Raw genomic sequence first — 19,021 nt, 5'->3', positions numbered from 1 at the left:
ATCGCTATGGCCCCTTCGAACGTGCTTGGCGCGGGAATACACGGACAGGCCTTTCGCGACCTCCTCTCGATCTCAGCGCCCCAAGCCGGCGAAGAGATCGTCATGCGGGCGGCCCGAACGTTGGATGTCACATCCGGTGCGGAGCCCCTGGCCGCCTGGCTGACGAATATCCGTCTCAGGCGGACGATCCTTCGCGAGAGACGGCTCGGGGCGCCTTCGAACAAGATCGCCGAGGCACAGGTCCATCGCAATCTATGCCGAGCGATACTCGGCTCCCTGTCCACCTTGTGGCTGATCGAGGGGCAGATTCCGGGCGGGGAGACGCTCGACTGTGTCGAGCTCGTCCGCGAAGGCGACGAACCAAGACCGGCGGTCAGGTTCTCCTCGGTCATTCATGGAGATGTCGAAGCCTTCGGCGCCGTTGTGGCCGACGTCGCGTCGCGCCTTGTGGCGATCGGCCAGTCGCCATCCGGCATCGCTCCCGCCTTGATGGAAAGCAATGGCGCGATCGGGCTTCTGGCTCCCTATTTCATTCTCGCGCGCCACGGGATCGAGGCGCGGCCGCTCTCCTCGGCGATCGACGCCTTTCTGAGGGAGACCGCTCCCCATTGGCGGCAAGCCGTCCGGCTTCCGTTCCTGGCTGCCAGCCTATCCGGCGCCGTCGAAATGGCGCAGCCGGGCCGCGCCGTCATTCGTGCGACCTGTTGCGCGAAATATGCCTGCGGCCAACGGGGTTTTTGCGGCACATGCCCAAAACGGTTGCAGGACGAACGGGCCTGAAGCCAAAAGACCGGCAAAGCGTCCCAGCGATCTCGATGGGCGAGACGGGGGTTAGCAAGGCCCCTACGCGCGAACATCCCGATGCCGTCTTCGACGGTTGCGACTGCAACGCCCTCGTGCATCAAGACCCATGTGCCTTAAGCGCGGATCGCCAGTAATCGGGATCCTCGTAAGCAGTCGGATCGTCCACGCCTGCCAGATGGAAGGCCTCTCGCCGCTCGACGCAGGTGCCACAGCGCCCGCAATGACGGTCCCCGCCCTTGTAGCAGGACCATGTCTCGGCGAAGGGCGTTCCAAGCCTTGCGCCTTCTAGAACGATATCCGCCTTGGTCCGGTGAACGAAGGGCACGTGAAGAGCCACATTGGCGTAGCCGTCGAGGGCGGCGCGTTGCATGGCCGCAAAGGCGTCGGTGAATGCGGGTCGGCAGTCCGGATAGATGAAGTGGTCGCCGCCATGAACGGCCGCCGCGACGGCCTCGTCCCCTTGGGCCGCCGCGATCGCGAAGCCGATCGTCAGCATGATGGCGTTGCGGTTCGGGACGACGGTGACCCGCATCGTCTCTTCGGCATAATGGCCGTCGGGAACGTCGATCTCGTCGGTCAGGGCCGACCCCGTCAATGCCGCACCGAGGCCGCTAAGATCGACGAGATGAAACGGCACGTCCAGCCTTTCCGCCGCCGCCCGGGCGAATTCGAGTTCCTTGCGATGGCGTTGACCGTAATCGAAGGAGACGATCCGGGCGAGAGTACCCTTCGAGGCGAGGATATGCGCCAGCGAAACGGAATCGAGCCCGCCGGAGCAGACAAGTGCGGTGTTCATCGGAAAAGACCCTTGTTTTGATGACCGGGTAGGCTGCGACCGGTGTCTATGTTTTAAACCCACGGAAAGTGGGCGTGAATCTTGGAGCTTCGTGGCTTCGGGTTTAAGCGTCAGATGACAAACCATCCATCGCGGCATTGAGCGATAACTCCAGATCACCTCGCTCTTCGTCATGATCTTGCCGCAGAGCCAAGCGATCGGAAAGCGGAAGGAAAGGTGCCGCCAGCCCGCTTATCCGCCTGAACGAACGGGAAACGGCACTTGACGGCGAACCCTTCGTGCCCCTAGAGCACGAGAGTGGGGCGGTTAGCTCAGTTGGTAGAGCGCCTCGTTTACACCGAGGATGTCGGCGGTTCGAGCCCGTCACTGCCCACCATTTCTCCCTTGTTTTTCAGTGGCTTGCGAATCGGTATACTGATACCTTCTACTACTGCTACCGTTATTGCTACCGAAACCCCTTAGCGCGATGCCTTCCGCCGGCCGGCCTGCCGCATGAAGAGGGCGCCGACTTCGCGCTGCGCATCGGGGTGATGATGCCCGTAAACGCGGAGGAGAACGTCGCGCGTCATCGACAGAAAGTGCGCGATATCGTCGACGTTCCCGCCGGACCACATCAACCACGTTGCACACGTATGACGGAAGGAATGGATGACGAACGGGTGGTCTTCGCCGAAGACGTCATCGAACGCGCGGCCGAGCGCTTTCTTGGGATTCGCCGCCCTGCCCTGCCACTCGACGAGGTTGTCCCGCTGCCGGGCCCACCGCCTCAGGTGGACGAGTAGCCGCTCCGGGATCCGGATCGAACCTGCGCGCTTCGTCTCGGAGACGATCTCACCCTGCGCGGCGCGATAGAAAACGCCGCCTTCGACATCGATCCACGGCCGGCCGGGCGTCTTTTTGAAGCTCGCCGTCCAGATGCGCCTCGACCGCGTCCCGGTATAAAGGGCGACCAACACGAACGGAACGATATGCCGGAGCGCCCGGACAGGCGTCCGCTTGCCGCCCTGGGCGACGCGAGCGGTCCAGAGGTGGTGGATCAGCGCGGCCGCCTGCTCGCGCGTGAGATGGTCCTGCCTCGGCGCGGCCTTCCGCGGAACGGTGATCCGGACCGTCTCGCGGCACAGACCGTCCTTCACGTATAGATTCACGGCGGCCCGCAAATCCTCCAACTCGCGCCTCGCGGCCTGCTCCGACGTCCGCTGAGCCGCATACGCAGCGCACGTCCGCCGATTCACGTCGTCGAGCGTCATCTCGCCCCAAAATTCGAGGAGCATCTGCAGCCTCGTCGAGAGGTCCTTGGGCCGCGCGACCTTGCTGCCCTTTTCCTTGGCGTAGTGCGCCACGACGTCGGCGATCGCCGTCTCCGCTGCCCGCTTGTCCTCGATCTCGCCTTCGGTCGCGTGCTGTTCTGCGAGATAGCGGGCTAGAGCCGCCTCAGCGCCTCGACGGTCATCCTCGCGGCATCCCGTGCTGCGCTTCTTTTCGCCGTCGCGGACGTACCAGGTCGCGTGCCTGATGACGGAGCCGTCCTTGTCCCGGCGTTCCGGGAAGAGCCAGAGTCGGGCGGGCTTCGATGCACGCGGCATGCTTCTCTCCATTCTGCGATGCCGCGGCGCGTGACGAAGATGCCTCGCCCGAGCCTCTCGGCCGGCAGGGTTCCGTTCGCGATCGCGGTCCTCAGGACCTTTTCGGAGAGCGCGCCGGCGAGTTCGGGCAGCCAGACGGCATCGGCGAGCCGGAGCGGCTCGTCGAGGTGCGCATCGGCAACGTCGGGGAGCGTCGTCGTGGAGGCGATCAACTGGTGCACGCGGAATCTCCGTTTCGGGGCGCGCCGGCATGACCGGCCCTCGCCACTTGATTCGGACTCTATGTCCGAGGGAGCGCGCCATTCAACGGAAGACTGCGGACAGGGTAAACGAAACCCCTCGCGGCGACGGACGCCGGAGGGGCTGTTTCGTAACCGGCAATCGCCGGTGTCGGGGCACTGCCCTCGGTCAACGGTCACGTCGAGAACGAGACGATCTAAAGCTACGCCTGCAGCCAGCGAGGCGCAAGTGGCCGATCGGCGGCATGGTTGCTGTTTCCCCACCGGGACGTATACATTTGCCCCCACGTTTCACCACACGACCAGTGGCGAAATGTGTGGTGAAACCGGACTCTGGAGAGGTGAATGGAAAGCCGCAGCGCGACCAACATCCTCCTCGCCATCATCGCGGCGACACTCCTTTTCGGCGCAGCGCAGGTGACGAGCGCCCTTTCCATCGTCTTCATCGTCGGCGCCGTCTTACTCGTTGGCGGGGCTATCATCTATTTCGGACTGTCCTGGGTCACGGCTTGGCTCGAGACGATCGGGACCGAGTGGGGCAAGCTTCAGGACGGAGACGCGTCGATCGAGACGCGGTGGACAGTCACCGTTTTCGCGATGATGCCGATCGCCGTCGTCGTCGGGATCGGCGCCGCATGGATGTGGCTCGGCGGAGATCCGGATCCGCTTTGGGCTTTCTTCGGAACGTTCCCCGGAGCGCTCTGCGGATTGGCGGGTGGCGTGATCCTCGCCTGGTTCTCTATCCATGTCGCGAGCGCCGGGCTTTCTTGGATGTCCGAAAACTACGGCACGATACCCGGCAGGGCATGGAGCTTCGCGGCCTATCTTCTCGCGGCCCTGTTCGCCGTCGTGGCGCTGCCGCGTCTGGCGTGGCGACGATCCCGCAAGGCCGGTGACGGAACGGTCGGGACCGTCGTCAGCACCTTATTCGCGGCGGTATTCGGTCTGCTGATCTCAATCATGACGGTCGGCATCGGCATCGCCTTGTTCGCCGGCATCGCGGACAGCCTCGGATACCACGTCTGACGCAGTTGCCGCTTTCCTCCGAATCAGTCTTGGGTGTCGTCAGCGCCATGCGCACGAGGTCCTCGGCGAGGGCTGGCGAACGGCTCCGGACGCACCACTCCGGAGCCGTTTCGTTTTGATCACGTCGCTTCCGGATCGAGATCGGACGGAAGATCGTCGATCTCGTCGGCGTAGAACGGACCGATTGGCTGAAAGTCGGAGACGGCTGCAGGCCGCCAGTCGGTCCGGTATTCGAAGCAAGGCCACGCAGGAGGATCCTCGATCACGTCAACGATCTTGGCCCTGCACGTCCACCATCCATCTTCGATCACGCGGACCCAACTCCCTCGTTCGAACTCGTCGAGGGCCTCGATCTCGCTGATCTCAACGATATGAATGCCGCTCTTATCCGAGCGAACGAGAACGTCGAACTCGATCGCGGGACCGCCGCCCTCGTCCTCGTCGAACGTCCCAGGCGCGGCCGCGCTTCTCATTGCTGCCAGACTATCGGAAGAGATCATGACGCCCTCCCGCTCGTCGAGATCGTGACCTCCGCCGGCCGGCCACAGAGGATTTCGGTCAGCATCGCCCTCCTCACGGACGCGATCGCCTCGTCCAGGCTCAGAAACTCGATCTGGCCGCGCCGGGCGCTCCGGACCACGAACGTCGGCGCCGGCCGGCCGGCGGTGACGCGCGGCCCAGTCATGACGTCCTCCTCGCGGCCTGCCATCCTTCGAACGCCGGCCAGAAGCGCGATCGCTCGCCGGGCTGCCTGGCGCTGATCTCTCCGTCCTTTCGCAGGACGAACGGCTGCCCCATGGGCGAGATCTCGAACGAGACGGTACGCCCGTTGACGACGAGGATATGAGGACCGTCCGCGAGGCTGACGTGCACGAAGTCGTTCATGACGCCCTCCGCGTGATCCGCCGCGCCTGCCTCTGCCGACGGCGCTCAGCCTTCTTTTTCTGACGCCGGCGCTCTTCCTTCGTGGCGATCGGCGGCTTCGTTCTCCATGGCGTGCCCAAGAGGCGCTCGACCTCGTCGTCAATGCCCAGGGCTTCGGCAATGGACATCGTCCTCATGCCGCCACCGCCTTCCCGTCCGTCGAGCCGACGATCTGCTTCCTCGCCCGCTCGACCCGCCAGAGCCGGTGGACGGCCTGCCACATCTCCTTACGGTCCTGGGTGAATTGTGAGGCGCGCTCGGGCGTCCTCTCAGACGCCATGAGGGCCTTCTCGGCGCGCTCCTCGCGCTCCGCGACGTCCGTCCGGTATCCGAGTTCGATGAGGGCGCGAGGAGCGAATGCCGGAACCTCGATACCGTGCAACGCCAGGCTCTCCTCCGGCTCATCGCCGATCTCGCACTGACCATCCCAGTCGCCGTGCTCGTCCCGCAGCATCCATTCGACGTCCCGGCACTCGAGATGTCGGCGCGTTGTCGAGAACTCGCCGTCGTCGATGACTTCGACGACGTGATGCCGGATGCCGATCGGGATGATCTGATGGCAGAATGCGCAGGAGTAATCCTTGCGGCCGTTGACTTCCTTTTCCTTGCAGTGGAGCGCCATCGTGTATTCCTTTGCGCTGCCGGCGTAATCCTTGAGCCGGTCGGTTGCCACGGGCCGCCGACGGCGACCCGCTCATGAATGTGCTGGATGCGTCAGAAAGAGACGACGCTACGCGGTCGACTTTTCGAGCGCTTCACGGTAGCGGCGATCGTCGGGCCACAGCCTGTCCGCCTGCGTTTCGTTGCGGGGGTCGCATGCCGGGTTGGTGCACGCGATCGGGAACTCGTCCTCGACGCCTTCCGGATCGAACGGCGCGTTCCGCATTACGAACCGCAGCGGGGTCCCGCAGTACTGGCAGGTGCAGCCATAGACTGCGGGGACGGCGGAATGGTCGTAGAGGTCGGCGTCGGCCTCTTCGTCGACGGCGGCCGCCGCGCAGGCCGGGCACTGCCCCCGATCGTCGGGCGCGAAATATTCCCTTCCGCAGTCGCACCCGTGAAGCGCCATCATTGCCGTGACGGGAACGTCGGAGACGGTCTGGATCGGGTCAGCAGTCTCGATCACGCGGGAGGAGATCTCCGCGAGGTCCTCGTCGTAGCCGTCGATCGGCTGGTGGCCCGCCCGGAACTCCTCATCTGTGAGAACGTAAAGGCTTCCCGTCGCGCCTCTCACCACCCAAGCGTTCGCAGGCACTTCGATCGGATACTGGCTATCGACCTGCTCCAGTTCGATATCGAAAACCTTCCTCTCGCCACCTTCGTCGTCGGCCTGATCGTAGAAGTAGGCCTTGCCTGCCACGACGGCCGCGAGGAACCAGTCCGGCACGGCGGAAACCGGCATGTCCACGACGAACTGGAACGCCTCGACCTCGATCGGGAGCCTGCGGTAGGCGGCGGCCGCACCGTCCTTCTTCGCCTCGGCCGGCTTCTTATTCCACGGCGCGAAGGCATCGATCTCGTCGAGGCTCGGCCACTCGCCCTCGAACCGCACGCACCGATCATCGACATGCAGGAAAGCAGGCGGCTTCGTGCCGTCCCCGACCCTCACGCCGGCCGCGACCGTCAGCCCGACGACCTCGCCATACGCCTCCGTCAGGTGCCTATCCAGCCACGACCGGATCGCCTCGCGCCCTTCCGCCCGGTCGCACCTCGAACTGCTGATGACCACGTCAAAGCGGCCGTCCTCGACGAGCGAACGGAGGAAGGCGAGAGCGCCGGGAACGGGGGCGTCGGACGCGGTGCCGGCGCCCTGCCAGCCGCTCGAGTAGGAGTGCAGGACGCCGTCGAAATCGATGGAAATCAACTTCTTGCGTGCCATTGTTCTTCCTTTCATGCCGGCGATCGCCGGTCTTGGGTGAAGGCGATTGATGAAGTTAGGCGGCCAGGCTCTTCGTCCGACGCCAGCGGCCGCCGGAGATGTGGCAGTCGCCGCCCGGTAGATCGATGAATCGGTGCGACCACAGTCCGGCCGGCGAGCAGTAGACTTCGATCGAGGCCGGTTTGCCGTCGAACATGATGAGGTCCGCAAGGAAGCGCCGGCCGGCTGCTACCCTCTCGACGGTCACGGAGATGACCATGCGATGAGCCGCCGGGCGGCCGTCCTGTAGGCAGGACGCGAGGTGGCGGTCGACGATCTGGGTGGGAGAGTTCATGCTGCGAGCCTCCCGGCCTCGGGATAGACGCGATCCGCTATCGAAGCCCGCGCCCACAGATCCAGATGATACCGGCGCTCGGGCGCTTCCGGCACGCGGCCGGCGACGATCCTCGCGTCGAGGCTCCACCATGCCACCTCGAGCGCCCGCAGCACCGCGACGACGCCGTCGAGCAGGCGGGTGTCGCTGAGATCGGCCGGCAGCGCTAGGCCCTCAAATTGCCGGTACACGGCGGCGTGCTCGCCTTCCGGATCGATCTCCAGAGTGAAGCCTGGGCGGCCGCCCTCCCTGTGCGAGGCGATCGCGAGACCGGGCGCGGTGAGGCGCCAGTCGGAACGGTCGAGGACGACGAATTCGCGGCCGTCTGTGCTGAGGTCGTAGCGGTACCGGGTCATGCCGCCGCCTCGGCGACCGTGCCTTCGATCCGCGCCCGCAATTCCTTCGACATCTGCTTGCGGTAGTGCTTGGACAGAGCCACAGCCCAAGCGTCGGACAACTGGGACCGCAAGAACAGCGGCATCCGACCGATGAAATGCCCCCAGATCGTATGGCTCTTGCCGAAGCCCCTCCTGTTCGCCTCGATCGCGTAGTCTTCGTCGAAGTCTGCAAGGATCCGACACGCTTCGTACCCGGCGACGATCTGGTCCTCGGTTGCGTCACGGGTCTGCTCGAGGACGCGGAGGGTCGTCTTCGACCAGTCGTCGGGACGGCGCCGAAGCATCGTCACGCAGTTGTCGATGTGCCGGAACTGCTGGTAGGTGAACGTCGGATCGAATTCGTCGTGCCCGAACTCCTTCAGGAACTCGACCACGTTCTCTTCGAGAGCGATCCGCGGGTGGCGGGCGACGATCGCGACGCGTTCGATGTCGGCGGCATTCCGCAGGTCACCCTTGACCGAGAAAACGCTCCGATGGGTAAAGCAGATGCCGAGAGCCTCGATCTCTTCGATGAACTGCGCAAACCTCGGCGTCTTCCGTCCGTAAGAGTCGAAGCCGGAGCACTCTTCGCCGTAGACGGTGAAAGGAATACTGCCGTCTTCGCGGGGACGTTCCCAACGCCCGCCGAAGGTGAGGCAGGCGATGATGTTGTCGGTATCCTTCTCAATGAACATGCACGTTCTCCGTTCGCGCGCTCGGGCGCGTTGCTAAGTTGCTGACATTTCTGGACAGTTCGGCCCGCTTCCCGGCTCTATTGTTATGTTCTCAAGCCGCTCGATCCCGGCGTCGCTCGGCGGCCGCGAGGAACCGCCCGACAAGTTCGGAGACGGTCTCCAGATCGCGGGCGTCGAGCCTCGAAAGACCGGGCACCAACTTCTCCGCGGACGCGTGCCCGGTGTGCTCGTCGACGAGGCCGAGGAGCCAGTCGACCGAGACGCCCAGGACCCCGGCGAGGCGGACGAGGGTCGGCGCGGACGGGGCTTTCTCGGCGGCTTCGTATGCGCGGACGGTCCTGAGATCGACGCCGGCGGCGCGGGCGATGGCGGACTGCGTGAGATCGCGCGCTTCGCGGACGAGGCGCAGGCGGTCGGAAAGCGTGGTCATGAGGACCTCCGAATTCGGTGAAGCTTGCCGGCGACCTGTGTGCGCCGGAGACCAGTGAGGAAAGCGATCTCGCGGACGGTGAAGCCGCAGTCCGCGAGGAGGAGGACGCGGCTAGTCTGGAGCGGGGTCCACGTCATGCGGCAGCCCTCATCTCGTCGATGCGGATCCCCGTCACGTCCTCGAGCGTCCGCTTCACGCCCTTCGCCGGCATCATCATCGTCTGGCCGATCTCGCGTTCGAGTTCGACGTATTCCCGATAGAGTTCCGGGCGCGCCCTCGCGGCTGTCGCCAGATCGCTCGCGGACGCCATGATGCAGAAGCAGCATGAAAGCCGCGACATACCGAGATCGTAGGCGTAGTGGCGCTTCTGGCCGGCGTCGGCGATCGTCGCCCAGACCTCGCCGATCGTCATTCCGTGGACCGGAAGCCAAGTCCACCACTCGCGGCCGGCGGCGGCTTTGCTGAGTTTCGTGCCCTTGGTGCGCTTCGCTTCGTGCTCGCGTTCCGAGTCGTTGACGAGGACCTCGCGCTTCGCGCGTCCGGGGCTCTCTTCCGCCCGCAGGCCGATGCAGTCGACGACGCGGCCGCCGAAGCGCGGGTGGGCGTGCAGATATCTGGCGATTTCGCGATGGATCGGGCCGCGCTTGAGATCGCTGGTGCACTGGCGGTTCTTGGGCGACGGGAACATGCCCCGGTTCGCCGTCATCGAGAGGAAGTCCTTGTTCTCGTTGCGGCAGACGATCAGCGGGAGTTCGCCGATGGTCTCCCGAATGTGCTCGACGTTGCCGGGCCATTCGACGCGACCGAGATCGGCATGGATGACGAGGATCTGGTCGGCCGGCACCAGCGACCGGATGACGATCGCCATCGCCTGGCTGTCCTTGCCGGCGGAGTGGTTGATGACGAAGAGCGCGCCCGAGGCGATCAGATCGCGGATCTGGTCGGGGACGGCGTGCTGGCGGGGTCCGAAGTCGAAGGCGGTCTGGGTCACGCGGCGATCCTCGCGTTCGCGCCGGCTTCAGCGAGGAGCCGTTCGACCGCCTCGACCCGAAGGCCATACTGCAGTGCCAGCCGGCTCGGCCGTCAACCCTCGCGAGCGCGCTCGACGATCCGCTCGCAGTAGGACGGCCCGATGCTGCGGGCGGCGAGCAACCCGATCCGGCTGGCACGCGTCCACAGAGCCGCCTTCGACCGCCCCGTGACCTCGACGATCTCGTCGAGCGAAATCCCGGACCGCCACATCGCCGCCAGAGCGTCGTCGTCCGCCCCCGTCCACGCTTTCCTACCCTGCCGCATAGCACCCTCTGCGCCTGTATTTCTGGCCCGCTTTCAAAGGGCCTCGAAAACAAGATGCAGATTCGGCGTTCACCCCGCAAGTACCTGATCTCTTGCCAACATCGCGTCTACCAGCCCGTTAAAGTCGTAGACGACGATCTAGACCTGAATTCCAATCCTTCCGGACAGAAACCCGTAATCCTTTACTGCCCCCTAAAATGGGGCGGTCTGGATTCCTTTCGGTGAGGAAGGAGGTTTCTTGCTGGCCCGCGCGATATTTTTTTCGAGGGCGCCGGTTGGGCGTCGGAAAACGGAGAAACGGGATGCGTGAGATGGTGAAGGATGCCGGCGCAGAGGTCCGGGATCGGGTGCGCGGGATGGTGGAGGCGATCGTCGAGCGCGTGAGGATGCTCTTCGCCTGGCTGACCGGGGGCGAGTATGTGCCGCCGGCGCTGGCGAGCCGGGCGGCGGCTACGATCGCCAAGGCGGTGCAGGAAGACGCGGCCGTTGCAGACGACGATCTCCCCGTCAGGCGGATGCCGATCCCGCTGCCGTCGCTGGGCGAGCGCGTCCGGCGGGCGGCGGACTGCATGCGCCACGACCGGGCGATCGGGAAGAACCTGCTCAATCCGGCCGACCCGGAGGAGGCGAAGATCCTGGAATGGCTGAAGCGTTATAAATTGGAGGCGCTGGATGCGATCGCCTCGACGCCCGCGTTCGCGCTGCAGATGCACGTCACCGGATGCAGGAGGCATCCGGGACTTCCGGGAATGAACGAGCCGAAGAAGGGCGTTCCTCTGGACGGGCTCGAGTGGGCGGCCTGGCTCCAGCGTTTCGAAAGGGAACGAGGCAACCAGGAGCCTTGCCCCGAGCGCATTCGACTGATGGCGATCGCTCTCGAAGAGCGGAATTTCAGCGTCGAGGAACTGATTACGCAGGCACGCCGAGGTCGCGGAGCATCTGACGCAGCATGAGGAGTTCGCCGTACGCCTCGTCGAGAGCCGCTTCCGCTTCCTTGCGGCGGCGGCGTTCTGCGTGGAAAGCGGCGGTCAGCATCTCGACCGCCTGCTCGCCGGACTGATCGACGGCTTCAAGGCGGCGGACAGCGGCTTCGAAGCGAGCGTTTTCGCACGCCGCGGCGATCTGGGTCGCGACCCCGAAACCGCCAGCGATCAACTTGTTCTCGAGTGACATGGCGGCCTCCGTTCGTTCAGTCATCCACCGTATGCATAGAGGAGTTAAAATCGTGTCAACATCGGATTTCCGCGAGCGTTTCGCGGCTGCCGAAGCCACGCGAAGATGGCGCGAGGCGAATGCTCACCGCCCCGATCCGCGCCGCTGCGACCGTGTGATCGTCGAGGCGCTCGTCGAATATCTTCGAACGACGCCTGGCTCCGACGCGCTCATGGCTCGCCTGATCGCCGACGCGACGGCTGGGCTCGTCCTGCAAGGCTATCCGGAAGAGCACGCCCGTCGCGAAGTCGCGAGGAGGTTGCGCTACATGACCGAACCCAAAGGCATTGCATCCGGCTCCGTTCGCGGGGCCCTCGACCGCCGACGCTATGCCGAGAACTGCCCGCTGACGCTCTGAGCGAGCCCTCCAAGACCGACGAAGACGACGACCCCGGAGGCCCATGGTTTCCGGGGTCTCTTTATATACGGCGTGATCGTCCAGACCCGAGTACGCCCCCGTTACTTCCTCATACGCCGTATCAGTTCCGGAATATCGAATCGCCGATCCAGAACTCGGCGCGACTCCGCGCAGGGTCGGCGCCTCGGTCGAGACACTGTCGAAGGAGCAGGTCGTGAGGGCGGAGGCATTCGTCGGGCTCGACCTCGACCGCGGCTTCGAGGGCATCCAGGATCGGCACTGGGGCCGACTCGGGATGCTCGCCGACGCGCTGTCGTTTCAGCCGGAAAGCCGCCGGCGGGTGACGCGGATGGTGGGGTGCTGGGAGGCACTAGCGGACCGACGCGACGCGCTCGTCTGACCCGCCCCGACATCGCCGGATTGACCAAGGCCGCCTCCTAATCCGGGGCGGCCTTCCTCGTTCCGGGACGGACGTCTGGACGGCCGGGAGGCGTCGTGCGAGACAGAGCCGGACCGGATGCACTCTGGCCGCGAGAGAGGCTCCTGACGCGCCTGCGGAGGTATTTCAGCCGGTCGTGACGATTGCAACCGGGAGGCTGTAGACGGGTTTCGGGTGCAACCGTATAATCGCGCATGCGGACACGATAACTTTCAGGCGTCGTAGACGCCGCACCGTGGTATATACTGATGCACCCCGTTTCGAGGTTGTAGGCGATTCTGCACCGCGGTGGGGGTTTATCGTATTGCGGTCACTACGTGCCCGCCGTGCCTCATCCTGAAATGTCCGGGACTGTCACGAACGATGAAAGGCCGGGGGCCTCCGGCCTGACTGACTGGCACTCCATGATCGGCGGCAGTTTCTCTTCCGGCACCGTGGTGGAATCGGGTCGTGCCAGCCCTCCCAGGCGGCACCCTTCACGGACGTGACGCGACCGTCGTGCCCTGCCCGGCACCGGCGCTCTCCACCGGCGAAAATTATTTTCACCCGCCATGAGCGCGTCTGATGCTCGAAAATGGCACTCTCGGCGGCAAGGCAGTCACCGCCGCGTTTCCGACCACGCAGCACCCCTCCAGACGCCTCTCCGGCCCTTTCCGAACGACGCCCGGAACACCTCTTAACGGGCTTTAACCTTCAAGGATCGCAGGCACTTGCGGCATTCCGGCCGTGCCGGCATCGTCCGATTCGCATACCCGGAAACGGCTCGAAAGGAGCATCGCCGCATGACCGACACCGACTTTCTTCCCGAACACGTGGACTTCGACACGACCGGCCTTTCCCCGGAGCAGATCGAGGAGCGTCTCGCGTACAGGCGGCTCGCGAACGAAGAGCGCCGGGACTATCTCGACAACGCCTACCCGCTCCCGGACATGCCCTGGATCGCCGCGAGGCTCCCAATACGTGCGATCTTGGAGCGCGGCCGCTGGACCACGGAACTCGTCGACCGTCTCGCGCCCGGCGACGTCGTCCTCGTCGTCGAGACCGGCGTCACGGATTACGGGCCGCGCGAAGGCGCCGGCGTCCGGCGGAAGCACGCGGATCCGGACCTGAAGGCTCGAGTGCCCCGCCGTGACGAGAACGGCGACGTCGTCCGCGGGGTGCGGATCGTCTACGGGCAGGTCTACGATCTCTTTCCGGCGACCGCGCCGGCCGGCGCCACGGGCGACCATATCGACCACGGTTGCCTCGCACGCGTGCGCGTCCATCCGATCGCGAGCGAAGGGACGGATGCCTTCGAAGGCGAGCCCGAGCGCCTCGCGGCCGGCCACGACCCCCGGCATCACCTCGTTTTCGACGTCCATCTGGCCTGCCTCGGCCTCGACAGCCCGAACGCCGTGAAGAAAAGGCGCGTCATGCGGCTCGTCGGAAGCGGCCCGGACGCCGAGGACCGCGAGTTCTACTGGGAAGAGAAGATCCGCGCGATGATCCGCGTCCGCGTCGACAACCTCTCGAAGTGGGCGAACGAGAAGGCCGCCCTTCTCTCGAAGATGGGCACCGCGGCCGCCGCCAAGGACGAACTCCTTTCGCTCCTCGACCCGGACGACCTCGACTGGTCCTTGCATGGCCCAAACGCGCATTTGTCGTGGGCCGCGAACGTCTGGTCCGGCGCTTACGGCATCCCCGCCGACATCCTCGCCGGCATCCGGGACGTCATCGCCGGCCGGCGGCCGCCGTCGCGTGATCCCCTCACGATCGATCCGGTCGCCATCACCGCCGACGGCAGGCCGATGGCCATGCGCAAGAGCGGTCCCGTGGTCGGGCGCGAGGAAGCCGAGCGCCGTGAGGCGTGCCGGATCGAGCGCGAGGACGAGAGCCCGATCGAGGAGTTCATGCCGTGGAAGTCCTCGCCCGAGTACCAGTATGCGCTCGCGGCCGAGTTCATGCCCGATGGCGGCGGCGAATGGTGACGCAAATGCCTGCAATTCCTTGCTTCTCGCGCGGCGACGCGTATAATCTGGTTCGCGAGACGTCTCCCGCGTGGGGCGAATCGAATAGTCACGACTCAGCCGGCCGAGCATTCCTCGCGCCGGCTTTTTTCGTGCGTGAGGAGGTAGCGCATGGCTGTTCGTGAAGGGCTCATCGAGATCGATCCGCGGCACCTCGCGCGGGTCCGCGAGCAGTACCGTGACCTCGGGGAGCAGGCATTCGGCAAGGCGCTCCAGAAGAGCGTCAACGAGGTCCTCGACATCGCCACGGTGAAGATCGGGCAGGCGTTCGAACGCGAGATCGAGGGCGGCCCGGTCCCGTTCACGCGCGTCCAGCCGCGCACCAAGAAGGGCAGCGTGATCGCGCTCAAGGGATTCTACGCGGCTCAGAGCGGCGAGGTCCTGGGCAAGGTCGTGGTCAGACCGATGCAGGCCGCGTATCTCAAATACCATCTGGGCGACGAGATGGTCCGCAGACCCGGCGACGCAGGTGTAGCCGAGGAATATAACTACATCCCGAGCGATGTGGCGGCTCTGGAACGGGGCCAAGGCGTCCGGCTGACAGCGCAGGGTAACCTGCCGAAAAACAGCCTCAAGAAGCTCATCAAGCGCGCCAACGCGACCAAGAAGAGCAAGAAGCACAGGCCGCTCTATTTCGGGCGCCTGGGCACGCCCGCCAACCCGGTCGGGCCGCTCGGCTTCTGGCAGACCCCCGAGAGGCCGGCCGGCTTCAAGGGTCGTGTCAAGAAGGAGTTGCTCATCCACGCGGCCAAGGAATCGAAATACCCGAGGGCATTCCTGCTCCCCCACTGGAACCGCGCCGTCGAGGAGGCCAGCACGCACCTGCCGCGCCTCCTCGACGAGTATCTCGCGCTCGAACGGACGCGGGCATCCGGCTCCGGATCGGGAGGCGGCAGTGTCTGATCGGCTCGACCTCGGCAAGCCCAATCGCGTCCATGACACGTGCACGGGCGCGGACACCGTCCAGACGCACGCGCACTGGATCGAACTGGAGACCGCGACCATGCGGGTCAGCCTCTGGCGCGATATCCGCCGCGGCGAGGACTGGCTCGTCAGGTATCCGGCGCACGACGGGTCCGGCAACAAGGGGCACGTCGAGAAGCACCGGACCGTCGAGGTCGCCCTCCACGCGGCCGCCCGGTTCCTCGCCCGGTTCGGGGGCGGCCGGCCCGTGGTCGCCCTCAACCTCCTCGTCCGGCAGGATGTCCGGACGGGACGCAGGACCGAATTCCTTCCCGCACACCTTCGACGTGCGTTCGGGAGGCCATCGCCGTATACGCGCCACGGAGCCGAATGGACGGCGGAACGAGAAATCCTTCGGAATCGGCTCGCGGCCCGCTCCGCCGCCTGACGGCCGCCGCCGGGCCGCCGCGGGGCCGCCGCCGCCGGCCGGGGGGCCCCGGGGGGCCGGGAGGCCTGCCGGTTGTTCGCCCGTCCGCGACGCTTTTCTCTGTATGGAGAAATTCCGGCGCATACCGCCGCCGCCGCCACCTACGGCCCTCGAAGCGACCCTTCCCGACGGTTTCGATCCCCTACGTGTCATGGCGTCCTGTGACGCTCATGGTTCGTCCTGACTGGCGGCACGATTCCAGTTTTCCGGCGAAACCCGCTCTCGCACCGTGATTGCCTGCCTCCGAATCGAAGGGGGACGCGATGACGGTCCGGAAGACGAACGAGCAGGCGGCGACGCGGCCGCGGACGAAAGCGAAGACGGACAAGGCGGAGCAGCCTTCCAGGGTCATGTCGCAGCGCCAGGCGATGCACTACCTCGGCGTCGACCGCGACACGATCGGCCGCTGGATCAAGCGCGGCTGCCCGTCGAAACCCGGCGGCGCCGGAAAGGCGACCCTCGTCGATCTCGCGGCGGTATGGTCGTGGCGCGAGGAACAGGTGCGTGCGGAAGAACGGGATCGCTTCGCACCGATCGACGATGGCGGCGGCGACGCTCCCGAGGTCGACCTCGATGCCGAGGTCAAGCGGCAGACGCTGAAGACGATGAAGGCGAAGCTGGGCCGTGACACCGCGGTCCTGGTCCATCGGCAGTCGTCCGAGCAGGCCTTCGCGCTCGCCCTCAACTCGATCCGCCAGACCATAATCGGCATCGCGGCCCGGCAGGAGCGCGACGTGCAGGGGTGGCCGCCGGAGATGGTCCGGAAATTCAAGGCCGACACGACCTCGATCTGCCGCGAGGCACTCCGAGACGCCCAGGCGATCATCGAGCGGGAGATGACGAAGATCGCGAGGACCCGCCTCGTCGAACTCGGTGTCGACGTGGACGAGGCGGACGACGACGAACCGAAGGACGCGGACGAGGAGGCTTTCGATGAAGAGGCCTGATCGTCGCCGCAAGTGGAAGATCCCGGGTATCGTCGATCCGGCTACAGACGCGGAGTTCATCGAGGAGTGCCGGGCTCTCGCGGCGAACGGCGAGATCGAGTTCTACCAGTCCCTCGGCTGGCTCTCGCATGGCATCGTCGCACCGGAGCCTATGCGGATCGCCGACTGGGCTTACGAAAACCTCGTCGTGCCGGCCGGCATGGGATCGCGTCACGGCAAGATGAAGCTGACCCCCATGCAGGCAGCAATCGCCGATCTCGCGCAGCGGCCGGGCGTGAAGCAGATCACGTACCTCAAGAACCCGCGTATCGGCTTCTCCTTCCTCGCGGCCGCGATGATGTCCTACATCTCGATGCACGAGAACGATTCGGTCATGTTCTACGACCGGAGCGCAACGGCCGCGAAGACCTTCTTCGAGGACAAGTGGATGAAAGTCGTCGATGCCTCTCCCGAGATCCGTGATCTGGTCCCGCAAGCCGCCTTCTCCGGCGACCGTCAACGCTGGGACAACCGCACGCTGACCAACGGCGCTAGAGTGAAAGGCCGTTCGTTCTCCAACAAGATCAAGAGCGATGACGCGAGACTGATCGTCGTCGACGAGGCCGGCGACAGTGCCCTTCAGGCGCGCCAGGCAAAGCCGGGTGCCAAGGGCAAGACGGACGAAGGCTCGAAGATGAGCCTGATAAAGCGCCGTGGCCAGGAATACGGGAACGGAGTCGTCCTCGTCGGTGGTACGCCCACGACCGTTGGAGAATGCGCGGTCTCCGACGAACATTCCCGTTCGACGCAACTCGAATGGTATATGGACCACTCGTGCTGCGGTCATCGCGGTCCGTTCGTCTGCTCGGTCGAGGAGGTCGACAAGGCGGAGAAGCACATCCCCCACGGCGCCGGTCTCCGCTTCACTGTCGGAGAGGACGGCTTTGCCGACGAGTGGTGGTACGAATGCGAGGCCTGCTCGGCTCATATCAACGAGCGCGAGAAGGTCTCGATGATGGCCACGGGGTCGTGGGAGATCGAGGTCTCCGGCGATCCGACGAACCTCGGCGTCCGCTCCTGGATGATCCACAGCCAGGATCCCGAAGCGACATGGAGGCACATCGCGAACGAGAGCCTGCACGCGAAACGGCACCCGGATGCCCTGCAGGCCTTCACCAACATGTTCCTCGCGCGGCCATGGTCGCCGCCGAAGCTGTCGTCGCTGGAGCCGCACGAATTCGTTGATCGGCAGGAGGAACTCCCGGAAGGCGCGGACATGCCGGACTGGGTGCTCTACCTGCATGCCGGCATCGACAGTCAGCAGGGCACGACGCTGCGCGACGACCGGCCGCCGCGGATGGAGATCGTCATCGTCGGCGTCGGGCTGAATTCCAGACGCTGCATCGTCCGTCACGCGATCGTCCACACGCAGCAGCTTTCCGACCGGGTCACCGGCGAGGTCGTCGACATGCCGGTCCTGCCGTTCACGCACGCGGCCGGCGAACAGGTCTGGGACATCCTCCGCAAGGAATACCGGACGGCGGACGGCCGGATGCTCCGCGTCCAGCGGACGTGCTGCGACGTGAGTTGGTCCACCGAGGACGGCATGCGGTTCTGCGGCCTGCCGGAGTCGCGTGGCCTGAAGATATTTCCGGTTCGCGGCGAGCGGGGACGGTTGCCCGTCATCGCGCCGACGGCCGACCGGGCCGTGTCCTGGCGCAAAGGGGGCAGCTATCAGAAGATCGGCGTTCTGAACGCGAAGGAGCATCTGGCCATAACGCTCGAGAAGCCCTGCCCGTCGCCGCAGTCGTGGTTCTTTCCCTCACATCTGAACGCGGACTTCTTCGCCTCGATGTGCGCCGAGCATCGTGTCGAGACGCCGGCGGGAAACCTGATCTGGCAGTCGAAGGACAAGCAGCGCGAGACGGGCGAGGTGTGGGACTGCATGGTCTACGCCTTTGCCGCCGAGATGATGGAGCGCCGCTGGACCGGCGGCTACGGCGTCAGGATGGAGCGGGCGATCGCCGTCGACCGGCGAGCGGAGGACGCGGCGAACGCGGCCGCCGCCGAACGCGTCGTCGCGGAGAAGGCGGCCGCGAAGTCCTCCGGCACTTTTCCGGCGAAACCCGCGCCCGATCCGGAGCAGCCTCCGGAGGAGACGCCGTCGGACGAGCCGCGCTTCGAGATCATCCGCGAGGATCCGGTACCGGTTCCGGCTAAGGTGAAACCGAAGCGGCCCGCCGGCGTGGTGATATTCTGAGGAGC

24 protein-coding genes and 1 tRNA gene are annotated in these 19,021 nt (G+C 65.5%); 11 read left to right on the top strand and 14 right to left on the bottom strand.

Annotation, left to right across the window (positions count from 1 at the left end):
- Positions 1-6: 6 nt before the first annotated feature.
- Positions 7-780 (top strand): hypothetical protein, encoded by a 774-nt coding sequence (locus B9A15_RS06395; RefSeq protein WP_139798240.1) that lies wholly within the window; start codon positions 7-9, stop codon positions 778-780.
- Positions 781-901: 121 nt separating this feature from the next.
- On the opposite strand, the gene queC is transcribed toward B9A15_RS06395, so the two are convergent.
- A complete protein-coding gene (gene queC / locus B9A15_RS06390; RefSeq protein WP_084409223.1) occupies positions 902-1,600 on the bottom strand; it encodes a 7-cyano-7-deazaguanine synthase QueC in 699 nt (232 codons plus the stop codon).
- A gap of 300 nt (positions 1,601-1,900) precedes the next feature.
- Here queC and B9A15_RS06385 point away from each other — a divergent pair.
- Positions 1,901-1,976 (top strand) — tRNA-Val (locus B9A15_RS06385).
- Positions 1,977-2,058: 82 nt separating this feature from the next.
- On the opposite strand, the gene B9A15_RS06380 is transcribed toward B9A15_RS06385, so the two are convergent.
- Positions 2,059-3,186 (bottom strand): site-specific integrase, encoded by a 1,128-nt coding sequence (locus tag B9A15_RS06380; protein ID WP_084409222.1) that lies wholly within the window; start codon positions 3,184-3,186, stop codon positions 2,059-2,061.
- A gap of 584 nt (positions 3,187-3,770) precedes the next feature.
- On the opposite strand from B9A15_RS06380, the gene B9A15_RS06375 reads away from it, so the two are divergent.
- A complete protein-coding gene (locus B9A15_RS06375) occupies positions 3,771-4,451 on the top strand; it encodes a hypothetical protein (RefSeq protein ID WP_084409221.1) in 681 nt (226 codons plus the stop codon).
- A 119-nt stretch (positions 4,452-4,570) separates the two neighbouring features.
- Here B9A15_RS06375 and B9A15_RS06370 read toward each other — a convergent pair whose 3' ends face one another.
- The 11 genes from B9A15_RS06370 to B9A15_RS06315 form a co-directional block, all read right to left on the bottom strand.
- Positions 4,571-4,951, bottom strand: a complete 381-nt coding sequence (locus tag B9A15_RS06370) for a hypothetical protein (protein WP_139798239.1) — start codon at positions 4,949-4,951, stop codon at positions 4,571-4,573.
- Complete coding sequence (locus B9A15_RS06365; RefSeq protein WP_084409219.1) at positions 4,948-5,136, bottom strand: hypothetical protein; 189 nt, start codon at positions 5,134-5,136, stop codon at positions 4,948-4,950. The genes B9A15_RS06370 and B9A15_RS06365 overlap by 4 nt, the downstream gene beginning before the upstream one ends.
- Positions 5,133-5,336 (bottom strand): hypothetical protein, encoded by a 204-nt coding sequence (locus tag B9A15_RS06360; protein ID WP_084409218.1) that lies wholly within the window; start codon positions 5,334-5,336, stop codon positions 5,133-5,135. The genes B9A15_RS06365 and B9A15_RS06360 overlap by 4 nt, the downstream gene beginning before the upstream one ends.
- Positions 5,337-5,508: 172 nt before the next feature.
- Positions 5,509-5,997 (bottom strand): hypothetical protein, encoded by a 489-nt coding sequence (locus tag B9A15_RS06350; RefSeq protein WP_139798238.1) that lies wholly within the window; start codon positions 5,995-5,997, stop codon positions 5,509-5,511.
- 108 nt (positions 5,998-6,105) lie between these two features.
- A complete protein-coding gene (locus tag B9A15_RS06345; protein WP_084409215.1) occupies positions 6,106-7,254 on the bottom strand; it encodes an HAD domain-containing protein in 1,149 nt (382 codons plus the stop codon).
- 55 nt (positions 7,255-7,309) lie between these two features.
- Complete coding sequence (locus B9A15_RS06340; RefSeq protein WP_084409214.1) at positions 7,310-7,588, bottom strand: hypothetical protein; 279 nt, start codon at positions 7,586-7,588, stop codon at positions 7,310-7,312.
- Positions 7,585-7,983 (bottom strand): hypothetical protein, encoded by a 399-nt coding sequence (locus B9A15_RS06335; protein ID WP_084409213.1) that lies wholly within the window; start codon positions 7,981-7,983, stop codon positions 7,585-7,587. The genes B9A15_RS06340 and B9A15_RS06335 overlap by 4 nt, the downstream gene beginning before the upstream one ends.
- Positions 7,980-8,699: a hypothetical protein gene (locus tag B9A15_RS06330; protein ID WP_084409212.1), complete on the bottom strand. Its 720-nt coding sequence runs from the start codon at positions 8,697-8,699 to the stop codon at positions 7,980-7,982. Before B9A15_RS06330 ends, B9A15_RS06335 begins: the two co-directional genes overlap by 4 nt.
- A gap of 91 nt (positions 8,700-8,790) precedes the next feature.
- Positions 8,791-9,129 carry a helix-turn-helix domain-containing protein gene (locus tag B9A15_RS06325; RefSeq protein WP_084409211.1) on the bottom strand — a complete coding sequence of 113 codons (339 nt, stop codon included), beginning with the start codon at positions 9,127-9,129 and terminating at the stop codon, positions 8,791-8,793.
- Between the two features lie 133 nt (positions 9,130-9,262).
- Positions 9,263-10,120, bottom strand: coding sequence for a phosphoadenosine phosphosulfate reductase domain-containing protein (locus B9A15_RS06320; protein WP_084409210.1), 858 nt, complete (start codon positions 10,118-10,120; stop codon positions 9,263-9,265).
- A gap of 92 nt (positions 10,121-10,212) precedes the next feature.
- The gene (locus B9A15_RS06315; RefSeq protein WP_084409209.1) at positions 10,213-10,425 is read right to left on the bottom strand and encodes a hypothetical protein; all 213 of its coding nucleotides are present in this window, start codon (positions 10,423-10,425) and stop codon (positions 10,213-10,215) included.
- Positions 10,426-10,727: 302 nt separating this feature from the next.
- On the opposite strand from B9A15_RS06315, the gene B9A15_RS06310 reads away from it, so the two are divergent.
- The gene (locus B9A15_RS06310; protein WP_084409208.1) at positions 10,728-11,378 is read left to right on the top strand and encodes a hypothetical protein; all 651 of its coding nucleotides are present in this window, start codon (positions 10,728-10,730) and stop codon (positions 11,376-11,378) included.
- Here B9A15_RS06310 and B9A15_RS06305 read toward each other — a convergent pair.
- Positions 11,335-11,598 carry a hypothetical protein gene (locus B9A15_RS06305; protein WP_084409207.1) on the bottom strand — a complete coding sequence of 88 codons (264 nt, stop codon included), beginning with the start codon at positions 11,596-11,598 and terminating at the stop codon, positions 11,335-11,337. The two genes, B9A15_RS06310 and B9A15_RS06305, sit on opposite strands and share 44 nt — an antisense overlap.
- Before the next feature lie 52 nt (positions 11,599-11,650).
- Here B9A15_RS06305 and B9A15_RS06300 point away from each other — a divergent pair, with 52 nt between their 5' ends.
- The 7 genes from B9A15_RS06300 to B9A15_RS06270 all read left to right on the top strand — a co-directional run bounded on the left by B9A15_RS06300 (position 11,651) and on the right by B9A15_RS06270 (position 19,016).
- Positions 11,651-11,995, top strand: a complete 345-nt coding sequence (locus B9A15_RS06300) for a hypothetical protein (RefSeq protein ID WP_084409206.1) — start codon at positions 11,651-11,653, stop codon at positions 11,993-11,995.
- A 214-nt stretch (positions 11,996-12,209) separates the two neighbouring features.
- On the top strand, positions 12,210-12,395 hold the full coding sequence (locus B9A15_RS06295; protein WP_084409205.1) for a hypothetical protein: 186 nt from the start codon (positions 12,210-12,212) through the stop codon (positions 12,393-12,395).
- An 821-nt stretch (positions 12,396-13,216) separates the two neighbouring features.
- Positions 13,217-14,401: a hypothetical protein gene (locus B9A15_RS06290; RefSeq protein ID WP_084409204.1), complete on the top strand. Its 1,185-nt coding sequence runs from the start codon at positions 13,217-13,219 to the stop codon at positions 14,399-14,401.
- A 150-nt stretch (positions 14,402-14,551) separates the two neighbouring features.
- Positions 14,552-15,343 carry a hypothetical protein gene (locus B9A15_RS06285; protein WP_084409203.1) on the top strand — a complete coding sequence of 264 codons (792 nt, stop codon included), beginning with the start codon at positions 14,552-14,554 and terminating at the stop codon, positions 15,341-15,343.
- The gene (locus B9A15_RS22485; protein ID WP_139798237.1) at positions 15,336-15,791 is read left to right on the top strand and encodes a hypothetical protein; all 456 of its coding nucleotides are present in this window, start codon (positions 15,336-15,338) and stop codon (positions 15,789-15,791) included. Before B9A15_RS06285 ends, B9A15_RS22485 begins: the two co-directional genes overlap by 8 nt.
- A 302-nt stretch (positions 15,792-16,093) precedes the next feature.
- Positions 16,094-16,777: a hypothetical protein gene (locus B9A15_RS06275; protein ID WP_084409201.1), complete on the top strand. Its 684-nt coding sequence runs from the start codon at positions 16,094-16,096 to the stop codon at positions 16,775-16,777.
- A gap of 151 nt (positions 16,778-16,928) precedes the next feature.
- Positions 16,929-19,016, top strand: a complete 2,088-nt coding sequence (locus B9A15_RS06270; RefSeq protein WP_170923192.1) for a terminase gpA endonuclease subunit — start codon at positions 16,929-16,931, stop codon at positions 19,014-19,016.
- Positions 19,017-19,021: the final 5 nt, after the last annotated feature.

Source organism: Fulvimarina manganoxydans, assembly GCF_900176465.1.
Taxonomy (GTDB): Bacteria; Pseudomonadota; Alphaproteobacteria; order Rhizobiales; family Rhizobiaceae; genus Fulvimarina; species Fulvimarina manganoxydans.
This window is presented reverse-complemented; position numbering and strand designations above follow the sequence as displayed.

Bases quoted from the DNA above. Each gene is read 5' to 3' on its own strand.
- B9A15_RS06395 (WP_139798240.1), top strand. From the start codon at position 7: ATGGCCCCTTCGAACGTGCTTGGCGCGGGAATACACGGACAGGCCTTT.
- queC (WP_084409223.1), bottom strand. From the start codon at position 1,600: ATGAACACCGCACTTGTCTGCTCCGGCGGGCTCGATTCCGTTTCGCTG.
- B9A15_RS06380 (WP_084409222.1), bottom strand. From the start codon at position 3,186: ATGCCGCGTGCATCGAAGCCCGCCCGACTCTGGCTCTTCCCGGAACGC.
- B9A15_RS06375 (WP_084409221.1), top strand. From the start codon at position 3,771: ATGGAAAGCCGCAGCGCGACCAACATCCTCCTCGCCATCATCGCGGCG.
- B9A15_RS06370 (WP_139798239.1), bottom strand. From the start codon at position 4,951: ATGATCTCTTCCGATAGTCTGGCAGCAATGAGAAGCGCGGCCGCGCCT.
- B9A15_RS06365 (WP_084409219.1), bottom strand. From the start codon at position 5,136: ATGACTGGGCCGCGCGTCACCGCCGGCCGGCCGGCGCCGACGTTCGTG.
- B9A15_RS06360 (WP_084409218.1), bottom strand. From the start codon at position 5,336: ATGAACGACTTCGTGCACGTCAGCCTCGCGGACGGTCCTCATATCCTC.
- B9A15_RS06350 (WP_139798238.1), bottom strand. From the start codon at position 5,997: ATGGCGCTCCACTGCAAGGAAAAGGAAGTCAACGGCCGCAAGGATTAC.
- B9A15_RS06345 (WP_084409215.1), bottom strand. From the start codon at position 7,254: ATGGCACGCAAGAAGTTGATTTCCATCGATTTCGACGGCGTCCTGCAC.
- B9A15_RS06340 (WP_084409214.1), bottom strand. From the start codon at position 7,588: ATGAACTCTCCCACCCAGATCGTCGACCGCCACCTCGCGTCCTGCCTA.
- B9A15_RS06335 (WP_084409213.1), bottom strand. From the start codon at position 7,983: ATGACCCGGTACCGCTACGACCTCAGCACAGACGGCCGCGAATTCGTC.
- B9A15_RS06330 (WP_084409212.1), bottom strand. From the start codon at position 8,699: ATGTTCATTGAGAAGGATACCGACAACATCATCGCCTGCCTCACCTTC.
- B9A15_RS06325 (WP_084409211.1), bottom strand. From the start codon at position 9,129: ATGACCACGCTTTCCGACCGCCTGCGCCTCGTCCGCGAAGCGCGCGAT.
- B9A15_RS06315 (WP_084409209.1), bottom strand. From the start codon at position 10,425: ATGCGGCAGGGTAGGAAAGCGTGGACGGGGGCGGACGACGACGCTCTG.
- B9A15_RS06310 (WP_084409208.1), top strand. From the start codon at position 10,728: ATGCGTGAGATGGTGAAGGATGCCGGCGCAGAGGTCCGGGATCGGGTG.
- B9A15_RS06305 (WP_084409207.1), bottom strand. From the start codon at position 11,598: ATGTCACTCGAGAACAAGTTGATCGCTGGCGGTTTCGGGGTCGCGACC.
- B9A15_RS06290 (WP_084409204.1), top strand. From the start codon at position 13,217: ATGACCGACACCGACTTTCTTCCCGAACACGTGGACTTCGACACGACC.
- B9A15_RS06285 (WP_084409203.1), top strand. From the start codon at position 14,552: ATGGCTGTTCGTGAAGGGCTCATCGAGATCGATCCGCGGCACCTCGCG.
- B9A15_RS06275 (WP_084409201.1), top strand. From the start codon at position 16,094: ATGACGGTCCGGAAGACGAACGAGCAGGCGGCGACGCGGCCGCGGACG.
- B9A15_RS06270 (WP_170923192.1), top strand. From the start codon at position 16,929: ATGCGGATCGCCGACTGGGCTTACGAAAACCTCGTCGTGCCGGCCGGC.